Raw genomic sequence first — 19,096 nt, 5'->3', positions numbered from 1 at the left:
TGGGGCGGCGCTGCTTGTCGCTCCCAAGCAGTCTGGATTCGCTCAGCCCGCTTCTTCTTCTGCCGCCAGTACGCGGTCGCGGAACCACAGCAGGGCTTCGCGTAGGGCCTGCTGGTTGCCCTCGTCCGTCAGGATCGACAGCCGGAAGCTCGGCCGGAGGGTGAGCTTGCCCTGGGGGATCTCCACACCGGTCATCCCGTTGAACCGTCGCCGCAGTTCATCGCGCAGAGCATCATCGGTGAACGGCTCACGGGAGGTCAGATACTGGAAGGCGACCTCGACCACGCCACCACGCCCGGTTCCGGGATAGACGGTCACCGGCCAGATGTCGGGGGCATCGCGCCGGTCGAGCAGCAAAGAAGCACCGGCGTAGGTCTTGCCGCTGCCGATCGAGAAACCGCCACCCGCTTCATTCTCCCAGAAGTCGAGGAGCTCCCGGACAGCGGCGACCACAGCCTCGGTATCGTCGGCCGCGAGCTGGTGGAAGAAGCGTTCCCACCGCTCCTGCACGGATGCCACGGCGCTGTCCGCCTCCCCGCGAGGTGCCGCCTGCCCTTGCCTGTCGTCCCCCTGCAGCCCCAATAGCGCGGCCAGCTCCTCGGTGGACAGCCGTTGCTCGGGGTGCGCGGAGCCGCTCTCGGTGAACTCGACGCACTCGGACGCGAGAAGGTCGCGCACGTCCCCCCGGTCCTCACCGGGCCAGCGGAACCCCTCGGCCGGAAGGCCCTGGTGGGTGAGGACACGGTGTGCGTTGAGCACGCCCGGCGTCTTCAGTAGATGGCTGCCCACAGCCTGCGGGGCGGAGCCGATGAGGGCGGCCAGGTCCCCGTATGTTGTCCAAGTGCCGTCCGGCATCGCGGCCAGCGCCTCGTGCAGTTGCCCCCAGTCCCGTCCCCGCTCCACATGGGAGACACCATCGATGGGTCCTGGCCACAACTTCACGGCACGCTCGGTCAGCATGTCGGCGCGGGCGAGAATCTCCTCCGCACTCCAGCTCTCCGCTTCGGCAATGCCCCGGTTCAGCTCCAGATGGCTGGAGGTGAACAGGTCCTTCTTACGTTCGAAGATGTGGTTGGACAGCCGGGAGTTCACGCCAGTAAGGGTGAGGTTGCCCAGGGTGTGTACGAGGCGGGCGTGCAGCTGCTGGGGCGTCTCGTCCGGTTCACCGCTGACCGCCAGCGCGTCCAGCCACTCTTCGCCGGGAGACTGCGGCATCACGTGCTCGATCGTGAGCTCGGCGCGGGAGAAGTCCACCGGCTCGGGATGCTCGAAGCTCTCCTCCAGGCGCCGCAGGACGAAGAGCCGCTGGTTTGGGCGTCCACGCTCGTAGAAGGGGGCCTTCCGGATCTCCTCCCGCAGCTCGGCATCGGTCGGCCAGAAGCGCCGGGAGACCGACAGCAGCTGTCGGATGCCGTCGGCGGGGGCTACACCCACCGGCAGCTGGCCGGGCATGGCCTGGAAGATGCGGTTGAGATTGTTGGTGGGGATCCAGCAGAGCATGCGCCGGACCAGGAAGCTTTCGATGTAGGACAGGGCACGTATCACCTCGTCGCTGTCCGCCTGGCCCTGGTCCCGCAGGCCAAGCAGGAGCATGACTGCTGGGTGTGTCACGGTCGCCTGCCACTCCTGCAGCCGACGCAGCCGCTCACGGATACCAGCGTGCTCCTCGGTCTCGGGATGCAGGATGCGCCGCAGATGGAAGGAGCTGCGGTGCAGCTCCCGCACATAGGAGGCGATGTCCTCCTCCGTGGTGTCCTGCTTCTCGAAACGCGCCTGCTGGGCCCCGTAGAGGTCCTGTCGGCGCACGCGCTCATCACCGTCCAGCACGAGCTGGAGCCACATCAGATGCTCGAGATCTTCATTGGAGAGGGACTGCTGCACTGGCAGCCAGTGCGTCTCGTACACCTCTTCGCCGCGCACTCGCAGCCGCATAAAGAGATAGTTGCGCAACAGGTCGGCCTGGCTCAGCTTCTTGCCGGTGTTGTTCAGCGACTCGAAGATCCGGTGGACGTTGTCGTCCCGGTCAGCACTGACGCTGATCAGAGCGAGCCGGGTGGTGATGGCATGCTCGATGGAGGTGAGGTCATAGGGATCCGCCGGGTCCTGGGCCGCGACGAGCTTGCGGCGGAAGAACTGGTACGCGGCACCGATACGGCCACCGCCTCGGAACCCGTCGTGTGCCCCGCGCACATACCCGGCGTAGAGGGCACGGTCGGCCTGTGTGGGCAGCAGCCGGAATGCACTGTCGCCGCTGGACCACTTGTTGATCAGGTACTGCTCGTTCAGCCGTTCTCGCGCTTGCGGATCGGTGTCGGCCAGATGGTCGCGAAGCGCCGTGAGCGCGATGGAAATGGTGGTGAGCCGCTGCTGACCGTCCACGACCAGATGACGGGGGAAGGTCGCTTCGGTCTGCGGTGAAGGGGCCAGTACCACGGAGCCGAGGAAGTGGGCGGTGGCCGTATTGCCCTCTTCAAGGAGCCGAGCCTGCTCCAGGATGTCCTGCCACAGCTGCTCCAGATGCTTCTCTGCCCAGGAGTAGGTGCGCTGGTAGAGCGGGATCTGAAACTGCTGCGTCTGCCCCTGCATGAGCCGGGCGACGGTCGTCTCCGAGGCTTTCAACTCACGGCCTTTCCCTGGTCCGGTCCGTACTGGCGATCAGCCTACGAGCGGCGGGTTGGCCGACAGGCGGGTTCGGGCCTACTTTCGCCCGCAACCTGTGGCCGACGCCTGCACAGCGGTGTCAGGACATTGTGGCGATGAGCGACATCGCTGATGCGACGAGGGTGGACAAGCCGGGGGCACCGCCGCACTTTGCAGAATCCGCTCCAGCATGTTGCGGGCCAGGCCACGGCTGTCCGGAGCGGTGATGTCCTGCTCCGCAGCGACATCGAGGAAGCCGAGGCACTGCTCGTAGTCCTGGACGAGGTCGCGCTCTTGCGCCAAGCTCCCGCGACTGTCTTTGAGCTTCTCCGTGAACTGCGCCGCCTTCTCGGCGCCGACCGCCGAAGTACCCGGCTCTGCTGGGAATTGATGTTGCCGACCTGGTTCTGTACGCCGGTCATGGATCCGCCGTTGTTCGGAAGCTGCGGGCAACTGCCCCAGCTCGTATCTCACTTCCGCGAGGTTTGACCATCGCGATGGCCTCCCAGTGGGTGGCGTCGGTCTCTCGAAAGAGGAGAAGGCAGCGTTCGAAATACGTCCTGGCTTCTTTCAGCTGTCGTCTCCGGAGGCAGATCAGCCCGATGTCGTTGAGTGAGAGCGCTTAGCCCAGCCGATCGTCCGTTCGCGTCGTATGGCCAGGGCGCTTTGGTGGTGGTCGGCGGCTTCCGTCAGGCGGTGGGAACTGTGTATAGGCCATGCCGAAGCTTTCCAGGAGCTCGGCCTCTGCTGCTCGGTCGGCGAGCCGACGGGCGGTGCACAGGCCGGTATGGCCCATGGCCAGCCATTCCTCGAAGGGGTTGAGGAGCATATGGACGCTGCGCAGGGCGGCGGGCAGCGTCCATGCGATCCGGTCAAGTCCGGCTGCCCCGGCGGCACGAGCGGCGGCCTGAAGATTGCCGCGCTCCAGCTCGTACCAGCATGGCCTTGCCGTGGTCTGAGAAGGTCAGCGGATCGATGCTGTCAGCAGGTGGATCGAGTGGGATATGGGTTTCCTGGGGATTGATTCAGGCCTGAGCGGTGTCTGCTGAGTGCAGGTACCAGGGCACACGCGCCGCAGAGCGGCTTCGCGGCGCTCGGGCGTCTCCTCGTGCTGGGCTTGATCAGTGGCATGGGCGCACAGCAGACCATGGAACTCATAGCGATCGGGCGCCGCCTGCTCCAGCAGGTGCGCTTTGGCGGCCGGTCAGTTCGCCGTGTCATCGTTCTCCGGGAGAAGGCCGCTGGCGCGGGCGATGGATTCGACCTCGTGGGCGTCCTGCTCCCGCTGCTGCCTCTGCTGCTGCACCTCGGCGTCGAGACGGCGGCGCATCTCGGCGAGGCGTTGGGGGTCTTCGGCGATATCGCGGGGGACCAGGGAGCGGACGCCCTTGGCGTGGTCGCCGTCGCCCAGGTCGACCACTATGTGGTCGGCGCGGTCCTCGTGGCCGGGGTCAAGGGCCCCGACCAGACCCATGAGGGTGAGCATCTCGTCCTGGACGCCGGCGGTGAACAGCTCCTTCTCGTGGGGTTCGAGGTGGAGGCGGAGCGTGCCGCCGCCCTGTTTCAGCCAGGCATGGAACGTCCGCATCAGGAGAGTGAACTGGTCCGTGTCCATCCGGGCGCGCAAGGACTCCACATAGAGTTCGAGTCGCGCCCGTCCGGTCTCGTTGTCCATGGTTCCATCGTGGGGGCTTGGATTGGGGGAGGGAAGGGTGCAGAGCACAACGCGCTCCGGCCCCCTGCTGTCAGCTGAGCAACCGGTAGAGCAGCAGCGCGATGAGTGACACGAACAGCAGGAGCAGTCCGGCCAGCAGGGCCAGGCGTGCCAGTGCGCCTCGGTCGAGGGTGTGACCGGTCTGTATGTGGTTGTTCTGTGCTTGGCTGTCTCGGAGCGGGTTTTTCCATGTTTGCTGCCCGCCGTTTTGGCGGGCTTCGTGCCGCTGCCTGGCCATGGCAGGCCCCCTTCGCTTCGGGGTATCCAGTCTGGGGGAGAGGGGCTGGGGCGCGGGGAGAGCGCACGCCCGCACGCTGTGGCCACGATGCTCGGTGGGTTCACACACAGTTACTCATTCGGGTGATTGTGTGCAGAGTAGTTACGCGGCGTGATTTGGGGAGGCCTCTGGGGGCAGTGCGCTTTGTATGAGTATCACGTCGCAGGATTACCGTCCCTACAGCGGCTCCCTGGCCCAACTGGCCCGGAGGCAAGGGGATGTGGCCGCTCACGCTCAGCTACTGGCTGCCGGGGTGCCCGCCGCGACGATCCGTGACCGGTGTCGTCCTGGTGGCCGGTGGCAGCGGCCGTTGCCCGGTGTGGTGGTGCTGCACTCCGGGCCGTTGACCGGTGAGGAGCGCTACCGGGCCGCGCTGTGCTATGCGACACGGCGGACGGCCAGCCCGCTTCCGGCGCCGGGGCGGGCGCCGGCTGAAGCGGTCATTACCGGGGCTGCCGCACTCATGCTGCACCAGGTACGGGCCGCCCGGATGTGCGGGCCGCAGATGATTGATGTGCTGGTGCCGTATCGGCGCAATGTACGGAGCCGGGAATGGGTGCGGGTCTACCGTACCCGGCGCTTCCCCGGGGTGGCCGCGGGCGGGCGGGGGCTGCCGGTGGCTCCGTTGCTGCGGGCCACTGTGGACGCCGTGCGGCATGCGCCGGATCCGGGGTGGGTGCGGGGGCTGCTGCATGAGGTGGTCCAGGCGCGGGGTGTGAGCCTGGAGGAGCTGGGCGCTGAGTTGCGGAGCGAGTGTCTGGGGACGCGCCCTGGGGTGGCGCAGGTGCTGGGTGAGCTGGTTGCCGGGACGCGTTCGCCGGGGGAGGGGCTGGCGCGGAGGGTGGTGGAGGGGGCGGGGCTGCCTCGCCCCTTGTGGAAGCCGCGGCTGTATGTGGGCGGGGAGTTTCTGTGCGTTGCTGATGCGTACTGGGCTCGGCATGGGGTACTGCTCGACGTCGACTCCCGGGCGCAGTACTTCTCGGTGGCTGACTGGGAGCGTGCGCGGGAGCGGCACCGGCGGCTGGAGGAGACCGGGTTGTGGGTGGTGCGCGTTACGCCGGGGCAGCTGGCCCGGGAGCCTGGGCGCGTTGTCGCCGAGGTGCGGGCGGCGCTGGAGGCGGGGCCGCATGGGCCGCTGGGCCGGGTCAGCGTACGGGGGTGAGGGGGGCGGGTGGGCCGGTGGTCATGAGGTCCAGAGGACGGGATGCAGAAGTCGATGAGGTCGCTGCTGCCGCCCTCGGCAGCACGGTTCATTTGGCGTAGTGGGCCGTGATCAATAGGATCCGCCAATGATCATAGGAAGACGGTCGGCGGCGGTCCTGTGCGGGCTGCTCGCCGCCCTCACGGTCGGCGCACTGCCAACGAGTGCCGCCGCTGAGCCGGTGAAACAAGAGACCCCGCCCAAGGTGGAGTTGGTCTTGGACGTCAGCGGCTCGATGCGGGCCCGGGATGTGGGCGGGCAGTCCCGGATGGCTGCCGCGCAGCAGGCGTTCAAGGAAGTCATCGACGCGGTGCCCGATGAGGTGCGTCTGGGGATCCGGACCCTCGGGGCCAACTACCGGGGTGAGGACAAGAGGCGGGGCTGTGTCGACAGTGAGCAGCTCTATCCCGTCGGGAAGGTGGACAAGACCGAGGCCAAGGCCGCGGTGGCGACGTTGCGGCCCACCGGGTGGACACCCATTGGATATGCGCTGCGCCAGGCGGTGAAGGACCTCCGTAATGGTGATGGTCATGGTGATGGTGACCGTGACGGGACGCGCCGGATCGTGCTCATCACCGACGGGGAGGACTCGTGTGGGCTGCCGGACCCGTGTGATGTGGCGCGTGAGCTCGCCGCTGACGGGACGCATCTGACCGTCGACACGCTTGGACTCGCCTCGGACGCCAAGGTACGGGAGCAGCTGAGCTGTATCGCAGAGGCGACCGGGGGCACCTATACGGCCGTGCAGGACACCGGGCAGCTGTCCGACCGGCTGCAGCAGTTGGTACGGCGCTCCGTTGATACGCCGGTGGTGGTCCCGACCGTGGTGGAGGGGTCCCAGGACCGGTGCGCGGATGCTCCGTTGCTTCAGCCGGGTCTCTACGGCGACCGGCAGAAGTTCGGCGAACACGGTTGGTTCCGGGTGGAGCTGGAGCCGGGGCAGGAGCTGCGGGCCTCGGCGAGTGTGCTCGCGGACCGGGCCGTTGACCGGGATTACGGCGTGCTGGTGCGGGCGGTAACGGAGAAGGGGCAGGAGCTCGCCCGGGGTTCGGGGGCTGGGCATGGCCGTACCGATGTGATGTCGGCCGGACTGCGCTACCCGTGGACCGGTGAGGAGGAGCGGACCGTCTGCGTGGAGGTGAGCCATTCCTTCTCGGCGCCCGCTTCCGTCAAGCGCACCCCCGGGCTGCCCGTGGAGCTGAACGTCGATGTGGTGGCCGCCCCTGATTCGGTGCCCGATGTCGCCGCCTTCGGGCTGGCCCGGGGCTGGGTGCCGCTGGTGCTGCTGGCCGTAACCGGCCTGGTCGCCGGTGTGCTGTGGGGCTGGTTGGGCCGACTGCGCAACCCGGTACGGAGGGCGAGCTGATGCGCGCGAGACGCTTTGTGATGGCTGGGCTGGTGGCGTGTACGGCGCTGCTGGGCGGAGCCGGCACCGCTGCGGCGGATGAGGGCGACGCCCAGGCTGCCAAGCCGTACCAGCCTGCCGAGGCTGGTACGAGCTTCCGTACCGCGACCGCCATGGAGCAGGGGCAGAAGGCTCAGGCGGTCGCCTCCACGGGAGACTACTTGTACTGGGTCTTTCCCGCCGGGGCCGGGCAGGCGCCGAAGGTGAAGGCGACCGTGACGCTGCCGGAGACCGCGACCCGCAGTGGCTCCGTCACCTGGCAGGTGGACGTCTACGACGGGCTGCTGCGGCGGCAGGCCTGTGCGTCCGGGAGACAGACGAAGACGGCGTCCCAGGACGCCGAGACCCTGACGCTCAGCTGCACGCTTCCTGCGGTGCAGCCCTGGGCGGACACCTGGTCCAATGACCCGCTGCCCGGGGCGTATTACCTGCGGCTGACCGCCGTCAAGCTGCCGGACAAGGATCTGGGGCTGCCGGTACGGGCCGAGGTGGAGGTCAACGCCGCGAACGGCAGTGGGGCGCGCAGGGGAGGCGGGGAGCTCGCGGCTCCGCTGCTTCCGGCCGCCCAGCCTGGCTCGACCGGCGAGCAGAGCAGCCCGAAGGGCAGCGAGGAGGACAGCGAGGAGAGCGACAAGGTCCGTACGGTGGCCCTCACCGAACCGGACAGCGGCTGGATGGGCGGCTGGTGGTCCGACCGCATCCTGTGGACCGCCGGCGGCGGAGTGCTCGCCGCCCTGGCGGGTGTGGGCGGATACCACCTTGTGGGGCGTCGTCGGTAGGGGCCGTAGGCCGGTGTGAGTTGTGTGTATCGCCTGGTGTTCGTTGGCTGTGGTCAGCCGTGAGCTCCGGGCGATACGCATCGGCGGGACGGCATGGCGGCCAGATCGCAGAGAGCCAGTACGGTATGGCCTGTGACCTTGCGAAACGAAGAGAGCGATACGGCAGTTGACACTCCTGGCCGCGGTGGGCCGGGTGCGACAGCAGAGGCGCTGCCCCATCAGATAAGCGGCGTACACACCACATATCAGCCCGATCCGGACGGCGAACCGGACCCTGGGGAGATCGTCTGGACCTGGGTGCCCTATGAGGAGAACGACGGGCGGGGCAAGGACCGGCCGGTGCTGGTAGTCGCCCGGGAGGCCGGAGACACCCTGCTGGCCGTCCAGCTGACGAGCCAGCGCCGGGACAACGACCATGAGTGGGTCGCGATCGGCAGCGGGCCATGGGACCGGCAGGGCCGGGAGTCCTGGGTCGACCTCGACCGGGTGCTGCGGGTCCACCCCGCGGGCATGCGGCGTGAGGCGTGCGCGCTGGACCGGGCGCGCTTCGGGCAGGTCGTACACCGCTTGCAGCAGCGCTACGGCTGGCGGTGAGCGTCGCTTGAAGGGGCGGCACTTCCGGGCCGCTGTTCTTCGCGTTGGCGCTCATCGCGGCGGTCGTCATCGGCCCATCGTCAGGCCGTCCTTCGCCGCGCCCCGGCTCAGGACGGCATTGCGGATGGTGTCGCGCGCACGGACGTACTCGGCGCGGTCGGGGTTGTCGGCAAGCGCCCGGGGGAGGTTGACCAGGTCGAAGCGGGGGCTGCTGGCCATCAGATGTGGGATGAACTCCGCCTTCCGTACTGTCCATGCCTCGTCGTCCCGGGCGGGCGGGGCGAAGGTGAAGCGGACGGCTGAGCCCATGCTGCCCCGTGGGTCATTCATCACCCCGGCGATCTGGTCGCCCATGCCGTAGACGACCCAGGTGCCGTTGACCTTCTCGTAGGCCTGCGGCACATGGGCATGGGTGCCCAGGATCAGATCGATATCGCGGCGGCCGTCGGTCCGCGCGGCGGTGAGCTCCCGGGCCACCTTCAGCTGCTGACGGTTCGGTGCCTCCTGCCACTCGGTGCCCCAGTGCATGCTGACCACAACCACATCGGCCCCGGCGCGGCGGGCGGCGCGGGCGTCCTTGATGATCTGGTCCGGGTCGATGAGATTGACGATCCAGGGCTTGTCCGCCGCGACGGGGATGCCGTTGGTGCCGTAGGTGTAGGCGAGCTGGGCGACCTGGGCGTCGCCCGCCTCCAGCATGGCCGGTCTGGTCCGCTCGGCCGCGGAGCGGGCCGAGCCCGCATGCTTCAGGCCCGCCTTGTCCATGGCGCTCAGAGTGCGGCTCACTCCGGCGGCCCCGGCGTCCAGGGTGTGGTTGGAGGCGGTGGAGCAGGAGTGGTAGCCGGTGTCCTTGATCGCCTGGGCGATATGCGGCGGGGTTTTGAAGGCCGGGTAGCCGGTGAAGGGGCCGCCGTCGGGGCCGTACACCGTCTCCATATGGCAGATCGCCAGATCGGCCTTGGAGACGACTGGTTTCGCCCCAGCGAGCATCCGCCGGAAGTCATAGCTGTCGCCGCCGCCCGCGTCGGCTCGCGCCTGCTGGATGATCGAGTCATGCGGGAGGATGTCGCCGGTGGCCACCAGGGTGAATCCCTTGGCGGGCGCGGCCCTGGCCACCGGGGTGCCGCGCTTGGGGGCGCCCTGCTCGGTGGCCGGGTCTTCCGGCGAGCTGCCGCCGCAGCCGGTGACCGTGGTCAGCAGCGCGGCGGCAAGCAGCGCTGCTCCATAGCGTGTGTGCTGTGCCAAGGGTCCGCGCTCCGTACGTGGGATTAGTAGATAAGCCCACTAATGCGTGCGGCATGGTGCGGATCCTTGGCGCAATGCCGGGCGTATCACGAGAACGGAGCAGGCCATACGGCCGTCAGGGTGAGGGCGGGTTGTTCCCCGACCCCGCCCCTTCCCGAAACCGGGGGCTGCGCCCCGGGCCCCACGGTGTGGTGAGCGCTCGTGCCGACCCACGCCGGAACAACGGGGCCGGGACGGAGCCCCGGTTACGGGAAGGGGCGGGACAGGGGAGGCCCTCACCGGGGGCCGGGGCCGGGGCCCGGGGCATGAGCCCCTACCCCGGCGGAGCCGCATGGTGGTACAGCCGGGAACGGGTGGGGCACGTCCGGGGCTGCCCACAGGCAGCCCCCCACGCCGGAACAACGGGGCCCGGGGTGGAGCCCCGGTTACGGGGAGGGGCGGGATTTGGGGAACCCCACCGCCACCCGACAGCGCCGCTCAGCCAGCACCGACGGACGGAGTCCGGCGCTGGCGGCACCTCCCAGCCCGCCAGGGCTAGGGGGAGGCCGAAGCGGGGGAGGTGCCCCGGCACCGAGCGGCGCGAGGACGTCGTGCGAGAAAGGGGTCTAGTCGGGGTGGGCGACCCGGATCTTGGACTGTTTGTGGGGTAGCTCGTCCCAGTCGGTCATCGCCCGGGCCGCCAGACCATTCGCCTTGGCCAGGGCGAGCAGTGTGTCGGTGCGGTAGTAGAAGTCCTCACGCAGCACATGGTGCTCGTCGCCATCGGTGCGGTTGTACGTGAAGTCGAAGAAACCACCGGGCGCGAGGACCCGGCCCACATGCTTCAGGCACTCCTCGATGACCGTGATCGGAGAGTGCGAGAAAACACTGTGCGCGTGCACCACCGTGAAGTGATGTTCCGGGAGATGGGCCAGGCGCAGATCGTCGACCAGGGTCAGATGCGGAAGCTTGCCCTGAAGGTCATGGCTGACCAGGGTCTCCTGGGCGGCGAGCAGGATCTCGGGGGAGATGTCGATGCCGTAGTAGTGGTCCGTGTTGAGGTAATCGATGAAGAGCCGGCCCGCACGGAGATTGCCGCACCCGATCTCCAGCATCCGGTCATCGGGGGTGAGACCGTGCTTGACGAGATAGTCGAACTGCATCTGCCCCAGCGCCAGCCAGCGGTCATGGGTGGCGCTGCCGACGGCGGACTCCGGACTCTTGGCGGTGTCGTGCTTCATCACCGCGCGGTAGTACGACACATGGTTGTCCCCGGTCTGGCGCCGCAGCCGCCAGTCGCGGTAGAGCCGGCGGAAGTACGGTCCGATACGACCCGGATGGCGTACGGCGTAGCGGAGCTGGTAGGCGAGTGAGGCCCGGTTGGACAGCGCGAGTCGGGACATCGGAGTGCCTTTCGTTGGTGCTCTGTGTCGGTGTCTTCCTTGGTGTCTTCCTTGGAGCGCTGCTGTCAGAGTGCTGTGTGAGGATCGGTTCTGGTGTCCGGCGCGACCAAGACCCGAAGAAGGAGAGGCCCTAGTGGCGGAAGAACTGGCAGCCATGCCGCTGGACTGGCAGCGGGCTCTGGCCATCGTGGCGCACCCGGACGATCTGGAGTATGGCGCGGCGGCGGCCATCGCACGGTGGGGGGAGGCCGGGAAGGAGATCGCCTATCTGCTGGTGACCCGCGGCGAGGCCGGGATCGACACCATGGAACCGGCCGAGGCCGCCCGGGTGCGGGAAGCTGAGCAGCTGGCCAGCGCGGCGGTGGTCGGGGTGGAGGCAGTGGAGTTCCTGGACCACCGGGACGGGGTGATCGAGGAGGGCATCGCGCTGCGCCGGGATCTTGCGGCGGCGATCCGCCGGTACCGCCCGGAGCTGATCGTCACCCTCAACCACGAGGAGACCTGGGGCCCGGGCTACTGGAACACCCCGGATCACCGGGCGGTCGGGCGGGCGGTGCTGGACGCGACCGGGGATGCCGGGAATCGGTGGATCTTCACCGAGCAGCTGGCGAAGGAAGGGGAAGGCGGCCTCGAACCCTGGGGCGGGGTGCGCTGGGTGGCGTCAGCCGGGGCCTCGGAGCCGACCCATATGCAGGAGGTCGGCGAGGCGGACATGGAGCGGGCGGTTGCCTCCCTGGCTGAGCACCGCGCGTATCTGACCGCGCTCAGCGACCAGGAGCCCGCCGAGTACGCCCGCTCTGTCCACACCCAGATCATGGACAGCATCGCCGAACGCACCGGCGGGCGTCCGGCGGTCGCCTTCCGGCTCTATCCCCGCTAGACGGGGAGGGGAACGGACACCGCCGAGTAGGACGTCTGGGGCGTCGGCTCGGTGGTGAAGCGGGCATTGGGAAGATAGAGCCGGTCACGGTAGACAGCCACGGTGGTCGGCACATCGAAGCGGTCGTCGGTCACCCGGGTCACAAAGGTGCCCGTATGGCCGGTGCGGTCGAGGTGGAAGACATCCATGGCGTGCTGCCGTTGCTGCACCACATAGAGGGTGCGGCCAAGGATCAGCAGACCATCGCCATTGCTCAGCGGCGCCGCGTCCCCGAGGTCGGCCCGGGTGGTGCGGCCGGTGCGCGGGTCGACGCGGTGCAGCTCGCCGCTGTTCATCTGCACCACCAGCAGGGCATCGCCGTCGGGGGTGGTGCAGATGCCGTTGGCGTTGAAGACCTCCGGGCCGGGGTCCTGCGGCCAGTCGCCGGTCAGCGGGAGACGGACCACGTCCGCAGGGCCGGGGAGCGAAGGGCGGCCGAGGGGGAGGCCGTAGAGCACGGCGTTGAAGGAATCGGTGAACCAGGCCATGTCGGGGGTGAGTACGACATCGTTGACGAAGCCCCCTCCCGGTTCCGCGAAGGCGTACGAAGCCAGGACGGTGCCGCTGCGGGCATCCACGATCCGGGCGTCGCCCGCCGGGCCGCCGCACACGAAGAGCCGCCCGTAGGCGTCGATCTTGAGGCCGACCGACTCGGTGCCGGGGCCCTCGGAGATGATCCGGCCGAGGCCGGTGCGCAACTCGGCCCGGTAGAGGGAGCCGTCGGCCAGCGAGCCGAAGTAGGCATACGGGGCGCGGCCAATGGTGATGCCTTCCGGGCGGAAGCCGTCCGGGAGGCGGATCGTATCGGGCCAGTCGCTGGCGGGCGCCGCTGCCGCGGTCCCGCCCCCGGTCGCCGTCGCGGCAGCCAGGGCGGCGGTGGCCCCCGCCGCTAATCCCAGGGCCCGGCGGCGGGTGAGCTCAGTGGTCATGTCCGTTGTCCTTCACGGTAGTTGCTGTAGTCGGCTGGGATACCTCTGGGATATGCCATCACGGCCGAGGCATGAAGGGGAAGCGGGGCTCAGACCGTGCCTCGGCCGGGCAACCCTCGACGGCGGTGCTAGGACCGGGTACGGACGCGGCCGAAGAGCGCGAGGGCGGCGACCGGGAGGAGCAGGGCGGCGCTCATGGCGTTGAGCCAGCCGTAGCCCGCCTGGGCGACCACCAGTCCGGCCAGCGCACCGCCCGCACCGGCCGCGGCGTTCATGGAGAGATCCGACAGCCCCTGTACGGCCGCCCGGGCGGCCTGCGGGACCGAGTCGGTGAGCAGCGCGGAGCCGGAGACCAGCCCGGCCGACCAGCCCAGGCCCAGCAGAAAGAGACCCGCGGCGCTCTGCGTATGGCTGGGACCGGCGGTGCCCGCGAGCAGGGTCGCGCAGGCCAGCAGGGCGAGGGCGAAGCAGATGACGGAGAGTCGGCCGATACGGTCCGCGAGCCAGCCCATCAGCGGGGAGAAGGCGTACATGCCCGCGATATGGCCGCTGATGACCAGACCGATCAGCTCGATACCGGCGCCGTGGTGCCGTAGGTCGACCGGGGTCATCACCATGACCGAAACCATCGCGGTGTGCGAGCCGGCGATGGTCACCAGAGCGAGCCGGGCGCGGGGAGAGGCGGCGACGGCGGCCAGACCCGCGCGCAGCGAACGGTCCTCCGGCGACTGCTGACCATCCGGCCCGGCACTGGCGATCGCACGGGCGGTCAGCAGCGGATCGGGCCGCAGTAGCGCCCAGACCAGGACGGCCGAGACCAGAAAGACGACCGTGGCGAGCAGGAAGGGACCGGCGGCCTGGGGCATGCCCAGGCCGCTGGCGCCGTGGCCGGCCGGAGCGGAGATGTTCGGCCCGACGACGGCCCCGATGGTGGTGGCCCACACGACCAGGGCGATGGCCCGGCCGCGCCGCTGTGGCTCGGCCAGGTCGGCCGCGGCGAAGCGGGCCTGGAGATTGGCGGAGTTGCCCGCGCCGAAGGCGGCCATGCCGATGAGGAGCAGCGGGAAGTTTCCGAGCGTGGCGGCGACCACCACGAGGGTGCCGCCCGCCGCGGCGATCAGGTAGGCGAGGGTGAGTCCCGCGCGCCGCCCGCGCGCGCCCATCAGCGAGGCGAGCGGCAAGGAGAGCAGCGCGGTGCCGATGACCGAGGAGGTGGTGGCGAGACCGGAGAGTGCCCTGGAGCCGCTGACTTCCTCGGCCAGCACGGCGGCCAGCGCGAGGGCGGTCGCTACGCCGAGGCCGCCGAGGATCTGACTGGCGATGAGTATGGCGTTGGCCCGGCGGCGGATGGCCGGCACATTGGGCGGCACATTGGGCGGCGCGGTGGATATGGCGGCATCGGCATTGGCATCGGCGGTGTCGGTCACGGACCGCAGTCTGCCATCCGGCTCGTAGCACGGCGGAGCGATTTACGCGCGGGTGAGCGGACACCGCCAGGGCCGGCGACGCTCGGCACGGGGCTGCTCCGCCGGCGCCGTCAGACCCTCCTCGCCATCGCCAGCTGCCGTCGGCACTCCAGCGCCAGCTCCGGATAGGCCGCCGCTATGGCGGCATAGGTGCGCTCCCGCAGCAGCCGCGTCCCCTCGGGGCGGCTGGCCCCCGGCGGCAGCGCCTCCAGCAGCACCCGGTGCCGGGCGAGCAGATGCCGCAGATAGTCGACTTTCCAGCGGACCAGCACCGCGGGGAGGGTCGACTCGACCGACGCCGGGGCCGGTGTATGTCCCCAGTGGTTGCAGGCGCGTTGGGCGTCGAGAAGATTGCGGTGCTCGACCGCCCGCCGGGCCAGCTCGTCCGGACTCAGCCGGGGCAGCTCCAGCGGTACGGTACGTATGGCCTCCAGCGCGCTCTGCCGACGGCGGGTGGCCGCCCGGCGCAGCGCGGCGGATCGCCTGACGCTCAGCTCGCGGGCCCGCTGGAAGGCACCGTCCCGCTCGGCTTCCTCCACCCGCGGCGTCAGATAGAGCACCACCGGCTGGCTCCGGTCCGGCTCGCCCAGAAGCTCACGTATGAGTCCCGGGGACCAGCCGCGCGCCAGCAGTGTGTCCAGCGAGAGATAGGTCACCGTCTTGCGCTCATGGGGGACCGCCATCGTCACACTCCTCGGGCAGGGTGACGGCAGAAAAAAGTCGATAACCAGAGCATCCCCCACACGAGTTGACATCAGACCTGGTCCGGGTGTCAGAACAGCGGCTCCGGGAGCACTCCCTCCAGTGCGAGGAGCGCGCGCTTTGTCTCCAAGCCCCCGCCGAAGCCCCCGATGCCACCACTGCTCTCCACCACCCGGTGACACGGCACCACGACCGGCAGCGGATTGGACCCCATGGCCGCTCCCACCGCACGCGCCGCGCCGGGCTCCCCGGCCCGGTCGGCCAGCTCCTGATAGCCCACCACGCTGCCGTAGGGCACGGTGTCGGCCAGCAGGTGCAGCACCCGTGCGGCAAAGCCCGAGGTCAGCGACCAGTCCAGCGGCACCGTGAAGGGACCCGGCGCACCCCGGAAGTACGCGTCGAGCTGGCCGGCGGTTTCGCTCAGCACCGGATCGCCATCGGAACGTATCGGCTCGGTGCCCAGCCGCCCGGCGAGCCGGGTGAGGGCCTGGCCCGTCGTCCGCTCATCGGCGTGGAAGACGATGGTCACCAGGCCCGCACCCGTCGCGGCCAGCAGCAGTGGGCCGACCGGGGTATCCCGTACGGTCCAGGCCGCTGAGGCCGCTGAGGTCGCTGAGATCGCCGTCATACGACGACCCTACGGGCCGCCACTGACAGGCGGCCGCCCGGTCAGCGGCCGCCAATGGCGTCGCGGATCGCGTCGGGCTTGTTGGATATGATCCCGTCGACTCCCATATCCGCGAGCCGCACCGCGGTAGGACCGTCGTCGACCGTCCAGGTGAAGACCTCCAGCGGCTTCCCGTGGGGGCCCTTCACCGACTGGATCGCCTTGACGTAGTCGGGCGTGAGGTCCGTGTAGCGGGGGTTGACCTGGTCGGAGAACTTCGCGTAGTCGGGGAGCTTGTCGACCGACGGGGTGCCCAGGAAACCGGTCTTCACGGTCGGGGCCAGGTCGTGCACCTTCTTGACCGAGTCAGCGCCGAAGCTCTGGATGATCAGCTTCCTGCGGACGTTGAACGGGCCCAGCCAGCCCTCGTTGCTCAGTTCCTTGACGATGTCCGCCTCGATGCCGGGGTACAGCTCCGGCTTCTTGATCTCCAGCAGCAGCTTCTGCCGGTTCGCTGTCATCCGGTTCAGGAACTGTTTGAGTGTGGGCACCCGCTCGCCCGCGTACTTGGTGCTGAACCAGCTGCCGGCGTCCAGCTGGGCGATTTCCTTGGCGGTGAAGTCACCCACCTTCCATGGGGCGCGGTCGGGGAAGACCTCCGCCACGTCCGTGGTGCGCTTGAGCGTGTCGTCGTGCATGACGATCAGCTCACCGTCCCTGGTGCGCTGCACATCGTTCTCAACCCAGTCGATGCCCAGCTCACGGGCCTTGTCGGCGGCGGCCAGGGTGTTCTCTGGCGCATACGCCGACGCGCCCCGGTGGGCTACGGGCAGGGGCGCTTTCGCGGCCGGTGCGGCCTGTGTCGGAGCGGTGGTGAGGACGAGCGCGGAGACACCGAGGAGCGAGCCGGTTACGACTGCTGTGGGGCGAAGGTACACAAGAACTCCTCACGTTGGCGGTACACGGTCATGAGGAGGCTTCCCGTCGTGACACACGGAGAAATGGGCATAGGGCGGGCTTGGGATGGCCATGAGCTGAACATTGTCAGTGGTGGGTCGTACGGTGGGGTTTATGCGGCCCGTATCCAAGATCGAACGCAAGGTGGCGCCCTTCGAGGTCGTCAGCCCCTACCAGCCCAGCGGCGACCAGCCGACGGCCATCGCCGAGCTTGAGAAGCGCGTCAAAGCCGGTGAGAAGGACGTCGTGCTGCTCGGTGCGACGGGCACCGGTAAGTCGGCGACCACCGCTTGGATGATCGAGAAGCTGCAGCGTCCGACGCTAGTGATGGCACCCAATAAAACCCTCGCAGCCCAACTCGCCAATGAGTTCCGTGAGCTCTTGCCGAATAACGCCGTTGAATACTTCGTCTCGTACTACGACTACTACCAGCCTGAGGCGTATGTTCCGCAGTCCGACACGTACATCGAAAAGGACTCCTCCATCAACGAGGAGGTCGAGCGGCTGCGGCACAGCGCTACTAATTCGCTGCTCACCAGGCGCGATGTGGTCGTAGTGGCCTCGGTCTCGTGCATCTACGGCCTGGGTACTCCGCAGGAGTACGTCGACCGGATGGTCCCGCTCAAGATCGGCCAGGAGATCGACCGTGACGAGCTGCTGCGCCGCTTCGTCGAGATCCAGTACACCCGCAACGACATGTCCTTCACCCGGGGCACCTTCCGGGTGCGCGGCGACACCATTGAGCTCTTCCCCGTCTACGAGGAGCTGGCGGTCCGGATCGAGATGTTCGGTGATGAGATCGAGGCGCTGTCCACGCTCCATCCGCTCACCGGTGAGGTCATCTCCGATGACCAGGAGCTCTATGTCTTTCCGGCCTCGCACTATGTCGCGGGCGCCGAGCGGATGCACAAGGCCATCGCCGCGATCGAGACCGAGCTCCAGGAGACTCTGGAGACGATGGAGAAGCAGGGCAAGCATCTGGAGGCCCAGCGGCTGCGGATGCGGACCACCTATGACCTGGAGATGATGCAGCAGATCGGCACCTGCTCCGGCATTGAGAACTACTCGCTGCATATCGATGGCCGTGACCCAGGCTCCCCGCCGCACACCCTCCTGGACTACTTCCCGGAGGACTTCCTGCTCGTCATCGACGAGTCACATGTCACCGTCCCGCAGATCGGCGCCATGTACGAGGGCGACGCCTCACGTAAGCGCACCCTGGTGGAGCATGGCTTCCGGCTGCCGTCGGCGATGGACAACCGCCCGCTGAAGTGGGAGGAGTTTCTGGAGCGCATCGGGCAGACGGTCTATCTGTCGGCGACCCCGGGGAAGTATGAGCTGTCCCGTTCGAAGAACGGTGAGGTGGAGCAGATCATCCGGCCGACCGGGCTTGTCGACCCGGAGGTCGTGGTCAAGCCCACCGATGGGCAGATCGACGATCTGGTCCATGAGATCCGCACCCGCACGGACAAGAACGAGCGGGTCCTGGTCACCACGCTGACCAAGAAGATGGCCGAGGATCTGACGGACTACTTCCTCGAGCTGGGCATCCAGGTCCGCTATCTGCACAGCGATGTGGACACGCTGCGCCGGGTCGAGCTGCTGCGGGAGCTGCGTGCCGGTGAGTTCGATGTGCTCGTCGGCATCAACCTGCTGCGTGAGGGCCTGGACCTGCCTGAGGTGTCGCTGGTGGCCATCCTCGACGCGGACAAGGAGGGCTTCCTGCGCTCGGGCACCTCACTCATCCAGACCATCGGCCGGGCGGCCCGCAATGTCTCCGGACAGGTCCATATGTACGCCGACAAGATCACCCCGGCGATGGAGAAGGCCATCGAGGAGACCAACCGGCGCCGGGCCAAGCAGATCGCGTACAACGAGGAGCGGGGGATCGACCCACAGCCGCTGCGCAAGAAGATCGGCGATATCGTCGCCACCCTCGCGCGCGAGGAGGTCGACACCGAGCAGCTGCTCGGCAGTGGGTACCGTCAGCCAGCCGCCGAGGAGCGCAAGGGCAAGGCCCCCGTGCCCGCTCTCCGTGGCAAGGCGGCGGTGGCGGGCAAGGCCGGCACGGGGGGCAAGGCGGGCAAGGAGGAAGCCGCCACCTTGACCGACCGGCCCGCCGCCGAACTCGCCGGGGTGATCGAGGAGCTGACCGAGCGTATGCGGGCCGCGGCGGCGGAGCTGCAGTTCGAGGTCGCCGCCCGGCTGCGCGATGAGGTGCGTGAGCTCAAGAAGGAGCTGCGCCAGATGCGCGAGGCGGGACTCAGGTAACAGCCCGT

Annotated in this window: 17 protein-coding genes; 7 read left to right on the top strand and 10 right to left on the bottom strand. The window is 68.7% G+C overall.

Going from position 1 to position 19,096, the window contains the following annotated elements:
- Positions 1-42: 42 nt before the first annotated feature.
- Positions 43-2,619 carry a GmrSD restriction endonuclease domain-containing protein gene (locus tag test1122_RS02810; protein WP_232267561.1) on the bottom strand — a complete coding sequence of 859 codons (2,577 nt, stop codon included), beginning with the start codon at positions 2,617-2,619 and terminating at the stop codon, positions 43-45.
- 192 nt (positions 2,620-2,811) lie between these two features.
- On the opposite strand from test1122_RS02810, the gene test1122_RS02805 reads away from it, so the two are divergent.
- Positions 2,812-3,129: a hypothetical protein gene (locus tag test1122_RS02805; RefSeq protein WP_232267560.1), complete on the top strand. Its 318-nt coding sequence runs from the start codon at positions 2,812-2,814 to the stop codon at positions 3,127-3,129.
- 715 nt (positions 3,130-3,844) lie between these two features.
- Here the strand turns inward: test1122_RS02805 and test1122_RS02800 are convergent.
- Positions 3,845-4,315, bottom strand: a complete 471-nt coding sequence (locus tag test1122_RS02800) for a hypothetical protein (RefSeq protein ID WP_232267559.1) — start codon at positions 4,313-4,315, stop codon at positions 3,845-3,847.
- 70 nt (positions 4,316-4,385) lie between these two features.
- Positions 4,386-4,592: a hypothetical protein gene (locus test1122_RS02795; RefSeq protein WP_232267558.1), complete on the bottom strand. Its 207-nt coding sequence runs from the start codon at positions 4,590-4,592 to the stop codon at positions 4,386-4,388.
- A 187-nt stretch (positions 4,593-4,779) separates the two neighbouring features.
- Here test1122_RS02795 and test1122_RS02790 point away from each other — a divergent pair, with 187 nt between their 5' ends.
- From test1122_RS02790 to test1122_RS02775, 4 genes are all read left to right on the top strand, one after another.
- Entirely contained in the window at positions 4,780-5,793 is a 1,014-nt protein-coding gene (locus tag test1122_RS02790; RefSeq protein WP_232267557.1) for a hypothetical protein, read from the top strand.
- A gap of 127 nt (positions 5,794-5,920) precedes the next feature.
- Positions 5,921-7,198 carry a VWA domain-containing protein gene (locus test1122_RS02785; protein ID WP_232267556.1) on the top strand — a complete coding sequence of 426 codons (1,278 nt, stop codon included), beginning with the start codon at positions 5,921-5,923 and terminating at the stop codon, positions 7,196-7,198.
- Positions 7,198-8,016: a hypothetical protein gene (locus test1122_RS02780; RefSeq protein WP_232267555.1), complete on the top strand. Its 819-nt coding sequence runs from the start codon at positions 7,198-7,200 to the stop codon at positions 8,014-8,016. The genes test1122_RS02785 and test1122_RS02780 overlap by 1 nt, the downstream gene beginning before the upstream one ends.
- Before the next feature lie 93 nt (positions 8,017-8,109).
- A complete protein-coding gene (locus test1122_RS02775; protein WP_422396909.1) occupies positions 8,110-8,610 on the top strand; it encodes a type II toxin-antitoxin system PemK/MazF family toxin in 501 nt (166 codons plus the stop codon).
- 66 nt (positions 8,611-8,676) lie between these two features.
- Here test1122_RS02775 and test1122_RS02770 read toward each other — a convergent pair whose 3' ends face one another.
- Both test1122_RS02770 and test1122_RS02765 read right to left on the bottom strand, forming a co-directional pair.
- Positions 8,677-9,855, bottom strand: a complete 1,179-nt coding sequence (locus tag test1122_RS02770) for a CapA family protein (protein ID WP_232267553.1) — start codon at positions 9,853-9,855, stop codon at positions 8,677-8,679.
- A 605-nt stretch (positions 9,856-10,460) separates the two neighbouring features.
- Positions 10,461-11,237 (bottom strand): class I SAM-dependent DNA methyltransferase, encoded by a 777-nt coding sequence (locus tag test1122_RS02765; RefSeq protein WP_232267552.1) that lies wholly within the window; start codon positions 11,235-11,237, stop codon positions 10,461-10,463.
- Between the two features lie 154 nt (positions 11,238-11,391).
- Here test1122_RS02765 and test1122_RS02760 point away from each other — a divergent pair, with 154 nt between their 5' ends.
- On the top strand, positions 11,392-12,117 hold the full coding sequence (locus test1122_RS02760) for a PIG-L deacetylase family protein (protein ID WP_232271729.1): 726 nt from the start codon (positions 11,392-11,394) through the stop codon (positions 12,115-12,117).
- Here the strand turns inward: test1122_RS02760 and test1122_RS02755 are convergent.
- From test1122_RS02755 to test1122_RS02735, 5 genes are all read right to left on the bottom strand, one after another.
- Positions 12,114-13,085 carry an SMP-30/gluconolactonase/LRE family protein gene (locus test1122_RS02755; protein ID WP_232267551.1) on the bottom strand — a complete coding sequence of 324 codons (972 nt, stop codon included), beginning with the start codon at positions 13,083-13,085 and terminating at the stop codon, positions 12,114-12,116. The genes test1122_RS02760 and test1122_RS02755 overlap by 4 nt on opposite strands.
- Positions 13,086-13,213: 128 nt before the next feature.
- The gene (locus test1122_RS02750; protein ID WP_422397057.1) at positions 13,214-14,455 is read right to left on the bottom strand and encodes an MFS transporter; all 1,242 of its coding nucleotides are present in this window, start codon (positions 14,453-14,455) and stop codon (positions 13,214-13,216) included.
- Positions 14,456-14,622: 167 nt separating this feature from the next.
- Positions 14,623-15,234 (bottom strand): hypothetical protein, encoded by a 612-nt coding sequence (locus tag test1122_RS02745; RefSeq protein ID WP_232267550.1) that lies wholly within the window; start codon positions 15,232-15,234, stop codon positions 14,623-14,625.
- A gap of 89 nt (positions 15,235-15,323) precedes the next feature.
- Positions 15,324-15,881, bottom strand: a complete 558-nt coding sequence (locus test1122_RS02740; protein ID WP_232267549.1) for a methylated-DNA--[protein]-cysteine S-methyltransferase — start codon at positions 15,879-15,881, stop codon at positions 15,324-15,326.
- 41 nt (positions 15,882-15,922) lie between these two features.
- Entirely contained in the window at positions 15,923-16,798 is an 876-nt protein-coding gene (locus test1122_RS02735; RefSeq protein ID WP_232267548.1) for a glycerophosphodiester phosphodiesterase, read from the bottom strand.
- A gap of 133 nt (positions 16,799-16,931) precedes the next feature.
- Between test1122_RS02735 and uvrB the strand changes: the two genes are divergently transcribed.
- Positions 16,932-19,088: an excinuclease ABC subunit UvrB gene (gene uvrB, locus test1122_RS02730; protein ID WP_232267547.1), complete on the top strand. Its 2,157-nt coding sequence runs from the start codon at positions 16,932-16,934 to the stop codon at positions 19,086-19,088.
- Positions 19,089-19,096: the final 8 nt, after the last annotated feature.

The organism is Streptomyces gobiensis, assembly GCF_021216675.1.
GTDB lineage: Bacteria > Actinomycetota > Actinomycetes > Streptomycetales > Streptomycetaceae > Streptomyces > Streptomyces gobiensis.
The sequence above is the reverse complement of the archived record's forward strand: the minus strand, read 5'-3'. Positions and strand labels throughout refer to the sequence as shown.

Bases quoted from the DNA above. Each gene is read 5' to 3' on its own strand.
- uvrB (WP_232267547.1), top strand. From the start codon at position 16,932: ATGCGGCCCGTATCCAAGATCGAACGCAAGGTGGCGCCCTTCGAGGTC.
- test1122_RS02740 (WP_232267549.1), bottom strand. From the start codon at position 15,881: ATGACGGCGATCTCAGCGACCTCAGCGGCCTCAGCGGCCTGGACCGTA.
- test1122_RS02800 (WP_232267559.1), bottom strand. From the start codon at position 4,315: ATGGACAACGAGACCGGACGGGCGCGACTCGAACTCTATGTGGAGTCC.
- test1122_RS02780 (WP_232267555.1), top strand. From the start codon at position 7,198: ATGCGCGCGAGACGCTTTGTGATGGCTGGGCTGGTGGCGTGTACGGCG.
- test1122_RS02795 (WP_232267558.1), bottom strand. From the start codon at position 4,592: ATGGCCAGGCAGCGGCACGAAGCCCGCCAAAACGGCGGGCAGCAAACA.
- test1122_RS02760 (WP_232271729.1), top strand. From the start codon at position 11,392: ATGCCGCTGGACTGGCAGCGGGCTCTGGCCATCGTGGCGCACCCGGAC.
- test1122_RS02745 (WP_232267550.1), bottom strand. From the start codon at position 15,234: ATGGCGGTCCCCCATGAGCGCAAGACGGTGACCTATCTCTCGCTGGAC.
- test1122_RS02775 (WP_422396909.1), top strand. From the start codon at position 8,110: ATGGCGGCCAGATCGCAGAGAGCCAGTACGGTATGGCCTGTGACCTTG.
- test1122_RS02765 (WP_232267552.1), bottom strand. From the start codon at position 11,237: ATGTCCCGACTCGCGCTGTCCAACCGGGCCTCACTCGCCTACCAGCTC.
- test1122_RS02785 (WP_232267556.1), top strand. From the start codon at position 5,921: ATGATCATAGGAAGACGGTCGGCGGCGGTCCTGTGCGGGCTGCTCGCC.
- test1122_RS02755 (WP_232267551.1), bottom strand. From the start codon at position 13,085: ATGACCACTGAGCTCACCCGCCGCCGGGCCCTGGGATTAGCGGCGGGG.
- test1122_RS02790 (WP_232267557.1), top strand. From the start codon at position 4,780: ATGAGTATCACGTCGCAGGATTACCGTCCCTACAGCGGCTCCCTGGCC.